At 73.6% G+C, this 16,620-nt stretch carries 11 protein-coding genes; 9 read left to right on the top strand and 2 right to left on the bottom strand.

Going from position 1 to position 16,620, the window contains the following annotated elements:
• The first annotated feature begins 67 nt into the window (after positions 1–67).
• From RZ84_RS37485 to mmuM, 4 genes are all read left to right on the top strand, one after another.
• On the top strand, positions 68–3,382 hold the full coding sequence (locus RZ84_RS37485; protein ID WP_043268039.1) for a DEAD/DEAH box helicase: 3,315 nt from the start codon (positions 68–70) through the stop codon (positions 3,380–3,382).
• Between the two features lie 65 nt (positions 3,383–3,447).
• Entirely contained in the window at positions 3,448–4,830 is a 1,383-nt protein-coding gene (locus tag RZ84_RS32485; protein WP_241778112.1) for an SWIM zinc finger family protein, read from the top strand.
• A gap of 199 nt (positions 4,831–5,029) precedes the next feature.
• The gene (locus RZ84_RS32480) at positions 5,030–5,902 is read left to right on the top strand and encodes a YceI family protein (protein WP_043268038.1); all 873 of its coding nucleotides are present in this window, start codon (positions 5,030–5,032) and stop codon (positions 5,900–5,902) included.
• A 19-nt stretch (positions 5,903–5,921) separates the two neighbouring features.
• Entirely contained in the window at positions 5,922–6,875 is a 954-nt protein-coding gene (gene mmuM, locus RZ84_RS32475) for a homocysteine S-methyltransferase (RefSeq protein ID WP_043268037.1), read from the top strand.
• A 130-nt stretch (positions 6,876–7,005) separates the two neighbouring features.
• On the opposite strand, the gene RZ84_RS39375 is transcribed toward mmuM, so the two are convergent.
• Positions 7,006–7,983: a hypothetical protein gene (locus RZ84_RS39375; protein WP_043268036.1), complete on the bottom strand. Its 978-nt coding sequence runs from the start codon at positions 7,981–7,983 to the stop codon at positions 7,006–7,008.
• A gap of 180 nt (positions 7,984–8,163) precedes the next feature.
• On the opposite strand from RZ84_RS39375, the gene RZ84_RS32465 reads away from it, so the two are divergent.
• A complete protein-coding gene (locus RZ84_RS32465; protein WP_043268035.1) occupies positions 8,164–9,129 on the top strand; it encodes an acetylxylan esterase in 966 nt (321 codons plus the stop codon).
• A 107-nt stretch (positions 9,130–9,236) separates the two neighbouring features.
• On the opposite strand, the gene xylA is transcribed toward RZ84_RS32465, so the two are convergent.
• A complete protein-coding gene (gene xylA, locus RZ84_RS32460) occupies positions 9,237–10,403 on the bottom strand; it encodes a xylose isomerase (RefSeq protein WP_043268034.1) in 1,167 nt (388 codons plus the stop codon).
• A 227-nt stretch (positions 10,404–10,630) separates the two neighbouring features.
• Here xylA and xylB point away from each other — a divergent pair, with 227 nt between their 5' ends.
• From xylB to RZ84_RS32440, 4 genes are all read left to right on the top strand, one after another.
• On the top strand, positions 10,631–12,088 hold the full coding sequence (gene xylB, locus RZ84_RS32455) for a xylulokinase (RefSeq protein WP_043268033.1): 1,458 nt from the start codon (positions 10,631–10,633) through the stop codon (positions 12,086–12,088).
• Positions 12,089–12,202: 114 nt separating this feature from the next.
• Positions 12,203–13,456, top strand: coding sequence for an ROK family protein (locus tag RZ84_RS32450; RefSeq protein WP_043268032.1), 1,254 nt, complete (start codon positions 12,203–12,205; stop codon positions 13,454–13,456).
• A 162-nt stretch (positions 13,457–13,618) separates the two neighbouring features.
• Positions 13,619–15,031: a family 2B encapsulin nanocompartment shell protein gene (locus RZ84_RS32445; RefSeq protein WP_043268031.1), complete on the top strand. Its 1,413-nt coding sequence runs from the start codon at positions 13,619–13,621 to the stop codon at positions 15,029–15,031.
• Positions 15,032–15,162: 131 nt separating this feature from the next.
• Positions 15,163–16,578, top strand: a complete 1,416-nt coding sequence (locus tag RZ84_RS32440) for a family 2B encapsulin nanocompartment shell protein (RefSeq protein WP_043268030.1) — start codon at positions 15,163–15,165, stop codon at positions 16,576–16,578.
• The last annotated feature ends 42 nt before the right edge of the window (positions 16,579–16,620 follow it).

Raw genomic sequence — 16,620 nt, 5'->3', positions numbered from 1 at the left:
GGCGGTTCCTGCTGTACCCTCGGGCGACTCAGGGCCAGTAGTCAAACTTGAGGAGTTCTCGGTTCCAGTGGCTTCCCTCACCACGGTCACCCCCGGTCTGCTCTCCGATCTCTCCCGCTGTGCAGCGGTCTTCCTCCCGTCGGATCCACCCCGGCTCGGCCGGATCGCTTTCTGGCGCCCCGATGGAGAACCCGTCGCGAGCATCCTGGGCGGCGCCTTGGGCACCTCGACCCCGGATGCGTACCGCGGAGGCACGCGGGGCGACGAGGTACCCGGCGAGAGCGGGCCGGCGACGGAGCAGATATCCGTCGCCCTGCCCGTGGCCTCGGCGCACGATCCCGACGGCGCGGAGGGCGCGGAGGGCACGGGTGCGGACCCCACTCGGAACGGCGGTACGGGCGCCGGGATCGCCGTACGTGCGGTGCCGGCCCTGGTGCTGCCGGTAGCCGCCGCGGTGCCCGTCCTCACCCGTGCCCGTGCCGCGAACGGCACCCAACCGGCCGCCGCCTTCTGGGGCGCGGCATCCGTACTGGCGCTCCAGATCGCCGCCCGCGGCCGGCTGCTGCCCGGTCTGAGCCCCGCCGGCCACGACGCCTGGCGGCTGGGCCCGCTCGACCCGGACGACGTCCGGCGGCTGCGCGACCTCGCCGCCGCGATGCCTCCGTACGCGCACGCCACCCCGCTCCCCGGTACCGACCCGGTGGCGCTGCCGGAGCCCGAGCGCCATCTCCGGGCCTTCCTGGACGCGGTCGCCGACGGTCTGCCCCGTACTCCCGCGGCCGTACTGGCCGCCGGCGGGCCGGCCTTCGCCGCAGCCACCCCGCAGCACATCCCGGAGCAGCGTGCCTGGGCCGCGGAGGTCGCCGCCGGACACGACGCGGGGGTGCGGATATCGCTGCGGGTGGAGGTGCGGGGCGCGGGGTGCGGGTTGTCGGGCGGCGACGGGCTCCGCGGGCCGGACGAGCCCTACGGGCCGGGCGAGTTGGGCGGGCCGGCCGCGCCGGACGTCGCCTTCCGTGCCGTCCTCCAGCTCCACAGCGCGACCGATCCCACGCTGTGCGCGGATGCCGCCGAGGTCTGGGCGGGCACGACGCCGACGGGGTGGGCGTTCGGGCCGCGGGCCCGGATGGACACCCTGCTCACGCTGCGCCGCGCGGCCCATGTGTGGGCTCCGCTGACGCCGCTGCTGTCCGCGGCCGTCCCCGATGCGCTGGAACTCGCCGACGAGGAGATCGCCGAGCTGCTGGGCCCGGCGTCCGGAGCGCTGGCCGCCGCCGGGGTGGCGGTCCACTGGCCGAAGGAGTTGGCCCGGACGCTGACCACTCAGGCCGTGGTGGGACCACCCGAGACGACGGGCGCGACCACGATGGAGGCGAGCGCCACCGCGTACCGCACGGTGCGCGGCGACGGACACCGGACGGCCACGGACGACAGTGCCCGCCCCTGGATCGGGGAAGGAGACGGGGAAGGGGCGAGGGGCCGGGACGGCGACGCGGACGGGAACGGGACCGGCCGCGGCTCCGGGGCCGGGGCCGGATCCGGCATGCCGTCCCTGCTGTCCGCCGGCGCGCTGCTCTCGTTCAGCTGGCGGTTCGCGATCGGCGGCCAGGAGATCGACCGGGCGGAGCTGGACCGGATCGCCGAGGCCGGCCGGCCGTTGGTGCGGCTGCGCGACCAGTGGGTGCTGATCGATCCGGCGGCGGTGCGTGCCGCCCGGGACCGTCGGGACCGCAAGGTCACCCCGCTCGACGCGCTCGGCGCCGCGCTCACCGGCAGCGTGGCGGACGGCGACGGCCACCGGGTGGAGGTGCGCGCGTCCGGCCCGCTGGCCCAACTGCGCGACCGGCTCGCCGATCCGGAGCGCGCGGACGCCGCCCCCGTGGAGCAGCCGGCCGCGCTCGCCGCCACACTGCGCGACTACCAGCTGCGCGGGCTCGACTGGCTGCACCGGATGACCTCACTCGGCCTCGGCTGCTGTCTGGCCGACGACATGGGCCTGGGCAAGACCGTCACCCTGATCGCCCTCCATCTGCACCGGCAGACCGACCCGGCATCCGCCGGTCCCACCCTGGTCGTCTGCCCCACCTCCCTGATGGGCAACTGGCAGCGGGAGATCGAGAGGTTCGCACCCGGTACGCCGGTGCGCCGCTTCCATGGCGGGCGGCGCAGTCTGGGGGAGCCCGCGGCCGGCGAGTTCGTCCTGACCACATACGGCACGATGCGGCTGGACGCCGGGAAGCTGGCCGAGGCCGGCTGGGGGCTGGTCGTCGCCGACGAGGCGCAGCACATCAAGAACTCCTTCTCCGCGACCGCCCGGGCACTGCGCACCATCCCGGCCGGGGCCAGGGTGGCGCTCACCGGCACCCCCGTGGAGAACAACCTGTCCGAGCTGTGGGCCGTACTGGACTGGGCGACGCCCGGACTGCTGGGCCCGCTGGGGCAGTTCCGCAGGCGCTACGCACGGGTCATCGAGGGCGGCGCGGCGGCGTCCCCCGAGGCGGGTGCGGCGGCGGAGCGGCTGGCCCGGCTCGTGCGGCCGTTCCTGCTGCGCCGCCGCAAGTCCGATCCGGGGATCGCGCCGGAGCTGCCGCCCAAGACGGAGACCGACCGGGTGGTGGCGCTGACCAAGGAGCAGGCCGGGCTGTACGAGGCGGTGGTGCGCGAGGGGCTGAGCGAGATCTCCGGGACGGACGGGTTCGCCCGCCGGGGCCTGGTGGTCAGGCTGCTGACCTCGCTCAAGCAGATCTGCAATCACCCCGCGCAATATGTGAAGGAGCCGTACACGAAGGGGCAGTACGGGCAGGAGCGGCACGGCCCGCCGGACGCCGGTACGGCGCGGTTCGCCGGACGGTCGGGGAAGGTGGAGCTGCTGGACGAGCTCGTGGACACCATCCTCGCCGAGGGGGCGAGCGTGCTGGTCTTCACCCAGTACGTGCGGATGGCGCGGCTGCTGGCCGCCCACCTGGCGGCGCGCGGCGTCCCCGCCCAACTGCTGCACGGCGGGACGCCGGTGGACCGGCGGGAGGAGATGGTGCGGCGCTTCCAGGACGGCGCGGTACCGGTGTTCCTGCTGTCGCTGAAGGCGGCCGGTACGGGCCTGAACCTCACCCGGGCGGCGCATGTGGTGCACTTCGACCGCTGGTGGAATCCGGCCGTCGAGGCGCAGGCCACCGACCGTGCGTACCGGATCGGGCAGACCCGGCCGGTGCAGGTCCACCGGATCATCACGGAGGGCACGATCGAGGACCGGATCGCCGACATGCTCTCCCGTAAGCAGCAGTTGGCCGACGCCGTACTGGGCGCCGGCGAGGCCGCACTGACCGAACTCACCGACGCGGAACTGGCGGACCTGGTCGCACTGAGGGGGAACGGCGAACGATGACCACACGGAACACGCGGGACCTGAAGAAGACGCAGGACACCCAGAGCATGCAGAACATGAGGGACATGCGGCACATGCGGGACGCCCTGGAGACGGTGACGGAGACGGACGGGCCGGGTCCCGAGCGGACCTTCGCCGCCCTGCCGGCGGCGCGCGGGCGGGTGTTCGCGCGCAGTTGGTGGGGGCAGGCGTGGCTGAAGGCGCTGGAGGACACCGCGCTGGACGGGCAGCAGCTGAAGCTGGGCCGCCGGCACGCGCGGGCCGGGACGGTCGGCGCGGTATCCGTACGCCCCGGCCGGATCACCGCCGTGGTACAGGACCGGGACCACACCCGGCACCGCTCCGACGTCCTGTTGCAGCAGCTGAGCGCGGCCGACTGGGAGCGCTTTGTGGACCTGGTCGCGGACCGGTCCGGCCATATCGCGGCGCTGCTGGACCGGGACATGCCGCCGGTCCTCGTCGAGGACGCCGCCGTCGCCGGGATCGAACTCCTCCCGGGAATCGGCGACTTGGAGCCGGAGTGCGGCTGTGGGGCATGGGACCACTGCGCGCACTCCGCCGCGCTGTGCTACCAGGTGGCGCGGTTGCTGGACGAGGATCCGTTCGTCCTGCTGCTGTTGCGTGGCCGGGGCGAACAGGCGCTGCTGGACGAGCTCCAGGAGCGGAACGCGGCTCGCGCCGGGGTGACCACGGGCGAAGCGGCGACCGCGGACGAACCCGCGAGTCGTTCCGGGGCCGCGTCCGACGACACGGCAGCGGCCGATCAAGGGAATGGGCACGAACCCGGGGTACCGGCCGCCGAGGCGTACGCCGCGCGGGACATCCTGCCGCCACTGCCCGCGCCGCCGCCGATGGTCACGCAGCCGGGCAGCGCTCCGGTGCTCGGCGGCGGCACCCGGCCCGCGCCCGGTGTCGACGTGGCCGCACTGGAGTTCCTGATCGGCGAGGCGGCGGCGCGCGCCCGTCGGCTGCTCTCCGAGGCGCTCTCCCCGTGGCACCCCGACACCCCACCGCCGCCCGAACTGACGCCTGGGCAGGACGCCGTGCGGCTGGCGGCAGGCGGGCCCGGCGCGGCCATAACGGCGCGCCTGGCGGCCGGTTCGGGACGCGACGCCCAGGGCCTGGCACGGGCGGTACGGGCCTGGGAGCTGGGCGGCCCGGACGGCCTGGCGGTGCTGGAGGAGGACTGGACGCCGGGACCCGAGGCGCTGGCCCGCGCCGGCGAACGGCTCACGACTGCCTGGGAGGACCGCGGGACACAGCCCCGGCTGCGCGCCACCGGCAACCGCTGGACGGTGCTCGGCGGCGACGCCCAGCTCCGCTACGGCCGCGACGGCCGCTGGTGGCCGTACCGGAAGGAAGCCGGCCGGTGGACGCCCGCCGGCCCGGCCACGGACGATCCGGCGGCGGCCCTGGCCGGGATGACGATGCCCTCGGACGGCGACTGACCACCGCGGTCGCCGCCCGCCTCCCCCTTCCCCCTGCGCGGACCCCTCGCGCCATGGAGGAGCCCTGCGACCGAAGTCACGTTTCCCCGGCTCTTGACACCCGATGACCGATCCGCTCCGCGGCAATGACAGGATGGAGAGGTATCTGCACCTTTTCCACGATTCTTTCCGTGAATAGACCGAGAGGCCCCGTCCTGTCATGCCGCTCGCCATCCTCCAGCGCCTGCGCGACCGTTCGCCGCACAGCCCGCAGTCACCGCTCCCCCAAGGGGCGGGCGCGCTGGACCTGTCCGTGCACGATCCGGTCGGCCTGCCGATGGCCGGAGTCGAGATAGCGATCCGGGACGCCGACGGTCAGGACGTGACGCACGGCCGGACGGACCCGAACGGCAGGCTGACCGTGACGCTGCCGCCCGCCACGTACCGCCTCGCGGTGACCTCCGACGGCTTCCGGCCGGTACGCATCGAGGCGGTGGTCGTGGCGGGCCGGCGGACCGTGCCGCGGCCGATCGCCCTGGAACTGGCACCGGCGCTGCCCCTGCCCGCTCCGGGGCGGTGGCGGATCGACCCCGACCACAGTGCCATCCGCTTCACCGCCCGGCACATCGGACTGGCGGAGATCCACGGCCGGTTCAACCATTTCGAGGGCGGGCTGTGGATCGGTGAGCGGATGCGGGACTCCCGGGTGGAGGTGACCATCGACGCGGCCAGCATCGACACCGGAGTGCGGATGCGCGACGATCATCTGCGGTCGGCGGAGTTCCTGGACGTGGCGCGGTACCCGTATCTCCAGTTCGCCGCGGAGCGGTTCGTCCACAAGGGCGGCAGCCGCTGGGCGGTACAGGGCGTGCTGCATCTGCACGGCGTCAGCCGCAATGTCCAGCTGGACACCCGCTACCTGGGCATCGGCACGGGCATCGCGGGCGAGACCCGTACGGCGTGCACGGCCGTCACCGAACTGCACCGCGAGGACTTCACGCTGGACTGGCGCAAGATGCTGGCCAGGGGCATCGCCACGATCGGCGCCACGATCCGGATCGAGCTGGACATCCAGGCGGTGGAGCACGAATGATCCCGGGAGGTGGTGGGCCATGAGCGGGCCGTCGTCGCAGTCGCCCTCCCCGGCGGCGGAGCCTTCGTTCGCCGAGGCGCTCGCCGCGGGGCCGGTCGTCCTCGATGGCGGGCTGTCGAACCAACTGGAGTCCGCCGGCCACGACCTGGGCGACGCACTGTGGTCGGCCCGACTGCTGGCCGAGGAGCCGGAGGCCGTCGTACTGGCCCACCTCGCGTACTACGAGGCGGGCGCACAGGTGGCGATCACCGCCAGCTATCAGGCGACGTTCGAGGGGTTCGCGCGACGCGGCATCGCCACGGAGGAGGCCGCGGCGCTGATGGGCCGGAGCGTGGCACTGGCGCGTGAGGCCGCCGCGCGGGCGCGGGCGGGCGGCGTCGCCGCACCGCTGTACGTCGCCGCGTCGGCCGGTCCCTACGGCGCGATGCTGGCGGACGGCTCCGAGTACCGCGGTCGCTACGGCCTGTCGGTGGACGAACTGGAGCGCTTCCACCGACCGCGCCTGGAGGTGCTGGCCGCCGCCCGGCCGGACGTCCTGGCGCTGGAGACGGTGCCGGACGCGGAAGAGGCGGTCGCGCTGCTGCGGGCGGTGCGCGGCCTGGGTGTCCCGGCATATCTGTCGTACAGCGTGGCCGGGGACCGTACGCGGGCCGGGCAGCCGCTGGCCGAGGCGTTCGCGCCGGCCGCGGAGGCGGACGAGGTGATCGCGGTCGGGGTGAACTGCTGCGCGCCGGACGACGCGGACCGGGGGGTGGAGATCGCGGCGCGGGTCACCGGCAAGCCGGTGGTGGTCTACCCCAACAGCGGGGAGATCTGGGACGCAACGGCGCGGGCGTGGCGCGGCAGCCCGGCGTTCAGCGGGGATCGCGCCGCCGCCTGGGTGGCCGCGGGCGCCCGGCTGATCGGCGGCTGCTGCCGGGTGGGCCCGGACACGATCGCGGAACTGGCGGCGGCGCTGGGGGCGTTGAGGTAGCAGAGGACGGCTCGCCACGCCTACGGCCGCCCCGCCTGTTGCGCGCGCGTGCCCTCCCTTGTTGCGTGCGCGTGCTCTCCCTGTCCCCTTGTCCCTTTCCCTTCCCCTCCCCGCTCCCTCTCCCCGCCCCTCAGACCAGCGGCTTGGTGAGCTTCTTGGTGCCGCTCTTGTTGGCCGTCAGGCTGCAGATCACCGACTTGATGCCCAGCTTGTACCCCTTGAGGCTGGGGAACTGGACGTAGGTGCCCTCGGCGGTTCCGGCCGGCTGCCTGGACGCCTTGCTCTCCAGTTCGGAGGCGCAGAGCGACGATGCCTTGTCCTTGATCTCGTTCTCGGACGACAGGCCGAACGGCAGGGTGTAGACGAAGACGACCTCGGCGTCATGGGCGCCGGTGCAGGCGGCGGCGTTGGTGTTACCGCCGTCGCCGCCCGGCGGGATGTCGTAGCAGTCGCCCCGCTTCAGTTCGTAGAAGGGAGTCGTGCGGCCGGTGGGCGAGACCGCGCCGGCTCCCGGGCCGGTGGGGGCCGTGGACGGCGAAGGGGCACCGGACGGGGTCGCGGAGGCGGAGTCGGAGGGGCTCGCGCCGGCCGGGTAACTGGGGCCGGAGCCTGAGGGCTTGGCCTGGTTCGTGCGACCGCTGCCGCTGTTGGCCCAGACCAGGGTGCCGATGACGGCTGCCAGCACGACCGCACCGACGCCGACGATCAGCGCGATCGCCTTGCCGTTGCCGCCGCCCCGCTGCGGCGGGCCCGGCGGCGGCTGCTGCTGCCAGCCACCGGGGCCGCCTGCGCCACCCGGACCGCCCGGACCGCCAGGGCCGCCGGGACCGCCCGAGCCAGGGGGCCCGAAGCCGCCGCCACCGGACGCGCCGTACGGGCCGGAGGGCACCGGTCCGGCACCGGCCGACGGGTCCGCGGGTCCCGGCGGCCCGGCCGGTCCGCCCGGTCCGTAGCCGCCCGGCCCATAGCCGCCCGGACCGTACGGGCCCTGCCCCGCGCCCTGCGCGCCGGGCTCGTAGCCGCCGCCCGGCGGGCCGAAACCACCGGGGTTGCCGGGGGCCGGCTGATGCGGCGGCTGGTTCGACGGCGGAGGCGGCGGATAGCTCATGGCGGAAATGATCGCTTCTTTACGGTGATGTGAGGGACGTGGTGGCCAACCCCGAACATCCCTGGTCTGAAATGTCCGTCCGTTGGGCACCGTTGGCGACGAGCGGCCAAGGACCGGCCCTGGTTCGCGATCGCCGGAGAGACCTTAACGTGTACGCCCGAAACGGCCCGGAGGTGCTCCATGTTCACCGACCTGCCCCTGGACGAGCTGCGCCGTTACCACCCGCCGCTGCCCGAGCCCGCCGGGTTCGACGCGTTCTGGCGGCGGACGCTCGACGAGGCCCGCGGCCATGAACTCGACGCGCGGTTCACCGAGGCCGATGCCGGGCTGGCGCTGCTGCACACCGCCGATGTGGAGTTCTCCGGCTTCGGCGGGCACCGGATCCGCGGCTGGTTCCTGCGCCCGCGGTCGGCCGCCGGCCCGCTGCCCTGCATCGTGCAGTACCTCGGCTACGGCGGCGGCCGGCTGCTGCCGCACGACTGGCTGCTGTGGCCGTCCGCCGGGTACGCCACGCTCGTCATGGACACCCGGGGGCAGAGCGGCCCCAACCGGCCCGGTGACACACCCGATCCGGTCGGCGCCCGGCACCCCGGCGTACCGGGCAAGATGACACAGGGCCTGCTCGACCCCGACGACTACTACTACCGCCGGCTGTTCACCGACGCGGTCCGGGCCGTGGAGGCGGCCCGCGGGCACGCCGCGGTGGACGCGGAGCGGATCGTGGTCGCGGGCGGCAGCCAGGGCGGCGCCCTCGCGCTGGCGATGACGGGGCTGGTCCCGGGGCTCGCGGGCGCGCTGATCGACGTGCCGTTCCTGACACACATCCGGCGCGCCCTCGACATCACCGACGAGGGGCCGTACGGCGAACTGGTCCGCTACTTCGCGGGCGAACGCACCCATGTAGACGCCGCGTTGCACACCCTCGACCACTTCGACGGACTGAACTTCGCGGCCCGCGCGAGCGCCCCGGCGCTCTTCGGTACGGCCCTGCGCGACGCCGTCGTGCCGCCGTCCACCGGCTTCGCCGCGTACCACCACTACGCGGGCGAGAAGCAGCTCCAGGTATGGCGCTTCAACGCCCATGAGGGCGGCGGCGGACAGCAGCGGGCGGCGGAACTCCGGTTCGTCCGCGAGCTGTTCGGCTGAGGGAACCCAACTCGGCCCCCCCAGCCGGCCCCTTCGAGGGCACTCGAACGCCCCCGAGCCGGCCACCCCTCGGGGCGCCGCTCCGTTCCGTCAGCCGTCCGCCCCCATCAGCCGGCCGCCCCCATCAAGTGGTCCACCGCCAGCTGGTCCAGCCGCTCGAACGCCATCCCCCGGGCACCCGCCTCCCGCGCGTCGAACTCCTCGTACGCGCCGCGGTCGGCCAGCAGTCCCGCCAGGCCGTCCTCGGCGGTCGGCCGCGCCAGCTCGCCGACCCGCGCCGCCCGCAGCGCCTCCTGGACCGCCGGGTCGGCGCGGAAGGCCGCCGCGCGTTCCCGGAGCAGCAGGTAGGTGCGCATACAACCCGCCGCCGAGGCCCAGACGCCGTCCGGGTCCTCGGTGCGCGGCGGCTTGAAGTCGAAGTGCCGGGGACCGTCGTAGCCGGCCTTCTCCAGCAGGTCGACCAGCCAGAACGCGGCCCGCAGATCGCCGGCGCCGAAGCGGAGGTCCTGGTCGAACTTGACACCGCTCTGGCCGTTGAGGTCGATATGGAGGAGCTTGCCCGCCCAGAGGGCCTGGGCGACTCCGTGCGGGACGTTCAGACCGGCCATCTGCTCGTGGCCGACCTCCGGGTTGACGCCGTAGAGCTCGGGGCGCGCCAGCCGTTCGATGAAGGCCAGGGCATGGCCGACCGTGGGCAGCAGGATGTCCCCGCGCGGCTCGTTGGGCTTGGGCTCGATCGCGAACCTCAGGTCGTAGCCCTGCTCGGTGACGTACTGCCCGAGGAGGTCGAACGCCTCCTTCAGCCGGTCCAGCGCGGCGCGCACGTCCTTGGCCGCGCCGGATTCCGCGCCCTCCCTGCCGCCCCAGGCCACATAGGTACGGGCACCCAGTTCGACGGCGAGGTCGATGTTGCGCAGCGTCTTGCGGAGGGCGTAACGGCGGATGTCGCGGTCGTTGGCGGTGAAGGCGCCGTCCTTGAAGACGGGGTGGGTGAAGAGGTTGGTGGTGGCCATCGGGACGGCCATGCCGGTGGCGTCCAGCGCCGTGCGGAAGCGCTTGACGGCGGCCTCGCGGGCGCGGTCGCCGGAGCCGGGCGGGATCAGGTCGTCGTCGTGGAAGGTGACGCCGTACGCGCCCAGCTCCGCCAGTCGGTGCACCGCCTCGACCGGGTCCAGGGCGGGGCGGGTGGCGTCCCCGAAGGGGTCCCGGCCCTGCCAACCGACGGTCCACAGTCCGAAGCTGAACTTGTCCGCGGGCACGGGGTGATGGCTCATGGCGGCTCCCTCGGTCGGGTCGTCCGGGCTGCGGTGCGGGCCGGCACACCCGGTCGTGGCGTCCGGCGCCGCGCCCCACCCATTTCGTCAACGAGCTTTACAAATTCCGTCGCGGACAAATTAATATGCGGCAGCACACCGGGGAACCCCCTGAGAGGAACCCGGACCACCGGGCACCCCGGGGGAGTCAGCGCCCCGGACCACCAGCCGCCAAGGGAGAGTGCACGATGGGCGCACAGTCGGCCGGACCGCTCGTCGTCGGGGTGGACAGCTCGACGCAGTCCACCAAGACGCTGGTCGTGGACGCGGAGACCGGCGAGGTGCTGGCCCGGGGCCAGGCCCCGCACACCGTCAGCGGCGGCACCGGAGCGGACGGGGGCGCACCCGGCGGCAAGGAGAGCGACCCGGAGCAGTGGTGGCGGGCGCTGGGCGAGGCGCTGGACCGGTGCGGGGCGGTGGCCCGGCAGGCGTCCGCGGTGTCGGTCGCCGGGCAGCAGCACGGGCTGGTCGCCCTGGACGCGGCCGGCGCACCGGTCCGCCCGGCGCTGCTGTGGAACGACGTCCGGGCGGCGCCGCAGAGCGAGCGGCTGATCCGGGAGCGGGGCGGCGCCGAGGTCTGGGCGCAGCGGACCGGAAGCGTGCCGAGGTCCGCGTTCACCATCGCCAAGTGGGCCTGGCTGTGCGACAACGAGCCGGAGTCGGCCGAGGCCACCGCCGCGGTCCGGCTGCCGCACGACTACCTGACGCAGCGGCTGACCGGCCAGGGCGTCACCGACCGCGGGGAAGCGTCCGGGACCGGCTGGTGGGCCTCGGCCACCGGGGCGTACGACACCGAGATCCTGGAGCACGTCGGACTGGCCCCGGAGAAGCTGCCGCGGGTGGCGCTGCCCGGCGAGGCCGCGGGTACCGTACGGAGCACCGAACTGCCGCTCCCTCAGGGGGCGTTGGTGGCCGCCGGGACCGGCGACAACATGGCAGCGGCGCTGGGCTTGGGCCTGCGCCCCGGGCAGCCGGTGCTGAGCCTGGGCACCTCCGGCACGGTCTACGCGGTCGCCACCCGCCGGCCGACCGATCCGACCGGGATCGTCGCGGGCTTCGCCGACGCCCGCGGCGACTGGCTGCCGCTGGCCTGCACCCTGAACTGCACACTCGCCGTGGACCGGGTGGCGGCGCTGCTCGGCCGCGACCGGGAGGCCGTCGAGACGGGCGGCGGCGCGGTACTGCTGCCCTTCCTGGACGGCGAGCGGACCCCGAATCTGCCGCACGCCTCGGGGCTGCTGCACGGCCTGCGGCACGACACCACGGCCGGCCAGCTCCTTCAAGCGGCGTACGACGGTGCGGTGTTCGCGCTGCTCCAGGCCCTGGACCAGGTACTCGACGCGGATGCCGCACCGGACGCGCCGCTGCTGCTGATCGGCGGCGGGGCCCGGGGCCGCGCCTGGCGGGAGACCGTACGGCGGCTCTCCGGGCGCCCGGTGGTGGTGCCCGAGGCGCGGGAGCTGGTGGCGCTCGGCGCCGCGGCGCAGGCGGCCGGGCTGCTGCTGGGCGAGGATCCGGCGGCGGTGGCGCGCCGCTGGGGGACAGCCCGTGGTGCGGCGTTCGAGGCGGTGGAGCGGGACACCGCCGCCTGCGACCGGCTGGCGGCGACGCTCGCCGACGGAGCGGCCCTGCTCGGCCGCCGCTGACCTCCCGCCGCCGGAATCCCGGGCCCGCTTCACCCTTTACGGAATCACCCAACTCGCCGTATCAGAAAGCCTGTTGCGACCTATCAGGAGACCGCCATCTATCGGGAGACCGCCATGCCCGCCCCCACCGACGACACCCCGCAGGGCATCCGCCGCCGCAACCTGGCCCGGGTGCTGCGGGCGGTGGCGGCCGACGGACCGCTGTCCCGGCCGGGGGTCGCGGCGCGGATCGGGCTGACCCGGGCGGGCGTGGCGCCGCTGGTCGACGCCCTGCTACGGGCCGGGCTGCTGGTGGAGAGCGGGCCGGCGGCGACCGGCGGGCGCGGGCGGCCGGGCAGTGAACTGGCGGTCAGCGACCGGGGACCGGCCGGGATCGGGGCGGAGATAGGCGTCGACCACCTGGCGGTGTGCGCGGTCGACCTGCGCGGCCGGGTCCGCGCCCGGGTGGCGGCGGACGCGGCGAACCGGCACAGCCAACCGGGGCCGGTGCTCCGGCAGTTGGCCGCGCTGCTGGCGGAGGTGCGGACGGGGATCGCCGCCGAGGGACTGCGGCCGGCCGGACTGGCGGTCGCCGTCCCGGGGCTGGTGGCCCGGGGCTCGACGACGGTGGTGCACGCCCCCAACCTCGGCTGGCGCGACACCGACCTGGCGCCCGCCCTGGCCCCGGAGTACGGCGCCGGGGCGGTGCCGCTCACCGTGGAGAACGAGGCGAACCTCGGCGCGCTCGCCGAACTGCGACTGGGCGGCGGCACCGGCCGGCCCGCGCCGCCGGACTTCCTGCACGTCTCGGCCGAGATCGGCATCGGCGCCGCGGTCGTGGTGGACGGCCAACTGCTGCGGGGCGCCCGCGGATTCGCCGGTGAACTGGGGCACGTTCCGGTCCACCCGGAGGGCCGCCGGTGCGGCTGCGGCGGGCGGGGCTGCCTGGAGCAGTATGCGGGCGAGCGGGCCGTACTGCGCGCCGGCGGGCTCGCACCGGAGCGGGCGGCGGCCGGCCGGCCGGGGGCCGCGGTCGCGCTGCTGGCGCGGCGCGCCGCCGACGGGGACCCGGCGACGGTCCGCGCCCTGGACGAGGCGGGCAGCGCACTGGGGATCGCGCTGGCCGGTGCGGTGAATCTGCTCGATCCGCGGGCGGTGGTCCTCGGCGGTTCGCTGGCCGGGCTGGCGCCGTGGGTTCTGCCGTCCCTGGAGCGTGAGTTGACGCAGCGGACGACTGTCGCAGCCCAACCTGCCGTTGGCAGCGGGCCGTTGGTAAAGGTGTCCCAACTGGGGGCCGACGGCCCGCTGTTCGGTGCGGCGCACGCCGCGCTCCGGGCCGTTCTGGACGATCCGCTGACCTTTTCCCCGACGCACTGTGCCCGGCGCTGAAAACCGCTAAACCCTTTCCAGGGAAGCCGAATTCCATGCCACCCCATCGAGCGATTGTACGGTTAAAAGGCACGCCACTATCTTCGATGCGGCGAGCTGCCGGGGAGCTCCGCCGAGCGCTCTCCGGACGGTCCGCGCCGCACTCTCCACGAGATAGGTGACATGGTGACGATTGCCGGCGAAGCACTGCCCGGAAGCACCGAAGAGACCCCGAATTCCAGTCTGAGTACCGCAGCCGCACGGAATTTGGCGACCACCACCAAGACCGCTCCGCAGATGCAGGGAATCACCTCCCGCTGGCTGCTGCGGCTCCTGCCGTGGGTGCAGGTCTCGGGTGGTACGTACCGCGTCAACCGACGGCTGGCCTACACCGTCGGCGACGGGCGGATCGACTTCGACATCATCGGCACCCAGGTCTCGATCATCCCCGACGAGCTGCGCGAACTGCCCTCGCTGTGGGAGTTCACCGACACCGAGGTGCTCGCGGCACTCGGCGAAAGGTTTACTCAGCACGAGTACGCGCCCGGTGACCTGATCGCCGAGGCCGGTACGCCGCACGACCGGGTGGTGCTGATCACGCACGGCCGGGTCGACCGGATCGGCACCGGCAAGTACGGCGACGCGACCGTCCTCGAAGCGCTGGCCGGCGGCGACCACCTCGGCGACGAACCGCTCACCAGCCCGGACGGCGACTGGGAGTTCAGCTATCGCGCGGTGACCCGGGTGACGGTCATGGCACTGAGTCGGCCGGACGCCCAAGAGGTCATCGGCCGCTCCGACGCGCTGCGCGACCATCTCGCGTCGGCCGCCGACGGCGCCGGGCCGCCGACCAACGCCAGCGGCGAATCCGCCGTCGCGGTCGCCTCCGGCCACCACGGCGAGCCGTCGCTGCCCAGTACCTTCGTCGACTACGAGCCGGCCCCGCGGGAGTACGAACTCAGCGTCGCGCAGACCGTACTGCGCACCCACACCAGGGTCGGCGACCTCTACAACGACCCGATGAACCAGGTCGAGGAGCAGCTGAAGCTCACGGTCCAGGCGCTGCGCGAGCGCCAGGAGCACGAGATGATCAACAATCCCGAGTTCGGGCTGCTGCACAACGCCGACCTCAAGCAGCGCATCCCCACCCGCACCGGCCCGCCCACCCCCGACGACCTCGACGAACTCCTCGCGACGGTCTGGAAGGACCCGGGCTTCCTGCTGGCGCACCCCAAGACGATCTCGGCGATCGGCCGGGAGTGCAGCGCCCGCGGGCTGTACCCGGACCCGGTCTCCTTCATGGGTCACTCGGTGCCGTCCTGGCGCGGGGTGCCGATCTTCCCGTGCAACAAGATCCCGGTGACGAAGGAGCGGACGAGTTCGGTACTGCTGCTGCGCACCGGCGAGGACAGGCAAGGTGTGGTCGGTCTGCACCGCAGTGGAATTCCGGATGAATACGAGCCGAGCCTTTCGGTGCGTTTCATGGGAATCGACGACACGGCCATCATGAACTATCTCGTCAGCGCCTACTATTCGGCGGCCATTCTCGTTCCCGATGCGCTCGGTGTCCTGGAGGACGTGGAAATCGGCCACTGAGGGGAAACCGCCTCGCCGTCCGTCCGCACCGCGTACCCCGGCATTCCGGCCCCTCCGCTCCTCTTCCTCCCTGCCTTCTTCACCGCTCGTGCAGAGCGTTACGTACCGAACAGAACAGGTGAATCCTCGCCATGACCACATCGGTGGACCCCACGTCCGGCCCGCAGGCGTCCGGCATCGAGCAGATCCGCACCAGCCTGGACACCGCCGCCGCCCGCAAACTGGCGACCACGACCAAGACGCCCCCGCAGATGCAGGGCATCTCCTCGCGGTGGCTGCTGCGCATCCTGCCCTGGACGCAGGTCAACGGCGGCACCTACCGCGTGAACCGGCGACTGACCCACACACTCGGCGACGGCCGGGTGGAGTTCACCACCCAGGGCGCCGAAGTCCGGGTCATTCCCCAGGAGTTGCGGGAAATGGCGCCGCTGCGCGGCCTCGACGACAACCCGACGCTGGAGGCGCTGGCCGACCGGTTCGTCCAGCGCGACTTCGCCCCCGGTGACGTCCTCGCCGAACGGGGCACGCCGACCGACCAGGTCATCCTGATCGCCCACGGCAAGCTCGACCGGATCGGCACCGGCAAGTACGGCGACGAGACCGTGGTGGCGGTGCTCGTCGGCGGCGACGCGGTCGGCGAGGCGGCGCTGCTGACGCCGGACGCCGAGTGGGAGCACACCGTACGGGCGGTCACCCGCGGCACCGCGCTGACGCTGACCCGCGCCGAGTACGAAGACGTGCTGGGCCGTTCGGAGGCGCTGCGCGAGCACGTCGAGAACTTCCGTACGGCGCTGGTGCCGGCGCAGAACAAGCACGGCGAGGCGGCCATCGAACTGGCCGCCGGCCATGTCGGCGAGCCCGAGCTGCCGGGCACCTTCGCCGACTACGAGCGCGCGCCGCGGGAGTACGAACTCAGCGTCGCACAGACCGTGTTGAAGATCCACTCGCGGGTCGCCGACCTCTACAACGACCCGATGAACCAGCTGGACCAGCAGCTGCGGCTCACGGTGGAGGCGCTGCGCGAGCGCCAGGAGCACGAGATGATCAACAACCGTGAGTTCGGACTGCTGCACAACGCCGACCTCAAGCAGCGCATCCACACCCGCACCGGCCCGCCCACCCCCGACGACCTCGACGAGCTGATCTCCCGGCGCCGCAAGACCCAGTTCCTGCTGGCGCATCCGCGCACCATCGCGGCCATCGGCCGGGAGTGGAACGCACGCGGGATCTACCCGGCGAACACCGAGATCGACGGAACGGTGGTGCGCGCCTGGCGGGGCATCCCGCTGCTGCCCTGCAACAAGATCCCGGTCCACCCGGACCAGACCAGCTCGATCATCGCGATGCGGGTCGGCGAGGAGAACCAGGGCGTGATCGGGCTGCACCGGACCGGCATCCCGGACGAGTACCGGCCTGGTCTGTCGGTGCGCTTCATGGGCATCAATGAGCAGGCCGTCATCAAGTACCTGGTCAGCGCCTACTATTCGGCGGCGGTTCTGGTGCCGGACGCACTGGGCGTGCTGGAGGACGTCGAGATCGGCCACTGACCACGGCCCGGCGACGTCACCCGGGGCCGGCCGGCACCCGTT

It is taken from the genome of Streptomyces sp. CT34, from assembly GCF_000805335.1.
In the GTDB taxonomy this organism is placed as follows: domain Bacteria; phylum Actinomycetota; class Actinomycetes; order Streptomycetales; family Streptomycetaceae; genus Streptomyces.
This window is presented reverse-complemented; position numbering and strand designations above follow the sequence as displayed.

Bases quoted from the DNA above. Each gene is read 5' to 3' on its own strand.
- RZ84_RS32485 (WP_241778112.1), top strand. From the start codon at position 3,448: ATGCGGCACATGCGGGACGCCCTGGAGACGGTGACGGAGACGGACGGG.
- RZ84_RS32480 (WP_043268038.1), top strand. From the start codon at position 5,030: ATGCCGCTCGCCATCCTCCAGCGCCTGCGCGACCGTTCGCCGCACAGC.
- mmuM (WP_043268037.1), top strand. From the start codon at position 5,922: ATGAGCGGGCCGTCGTCGCAGTCGCCCTCCCCGGCGGCGGAGCCTTCG.
- RZ84_RS39375 (WP_043268036.1), bottom strand. From the start codon at position 7,983: ATGAGCTATCCGCCGCCTCCGCCGTCGAACCAGCCGCCGCATCAGCCG.
- RZ84_RS32465 (WP_043268035.1), top strand. From the start codon at position 8,164: ATGTTCACCGACCTGCCCCTGGACGAGCTGCGCCGTTACCACCCGCCG.
- xylA (WP_043268034.1), bottom strand. From the start codon at position 10,403: ATGAGCCATCACCCCGTGCCCGCGGACAAGTTCAGCTTCGGACTGTGG.
- xylB (WP_043268033.1), top strand. From the start codon at position 10,631: ATGGGCGCACAGTCGGCCGGACCGCTCGTCGTCGGGGTGGACAGCTCG.
- RZ84_RS32450 (WP_043268032.1), top strand. From the start codon at position 12,203: ATGCCCGCCCCCACCGACGACACCCCGCAGGGCATCCGCCGCCGCAAC.
- RZ84_RS32445 (WP_043268031.1), top strand. From the start codon at position 13,619: ATGGTGACGATTGCCGGCGAAGCACTGCCCGGAAGCACCGAAGAGACC.
- RZ84_RS32440 (WP_043268030.1), top strand. From the start codon at position 15,163: ATGACCACATCGGTGGACCCCACGTCCGGCCCGCAGGCGTCCGGCATC.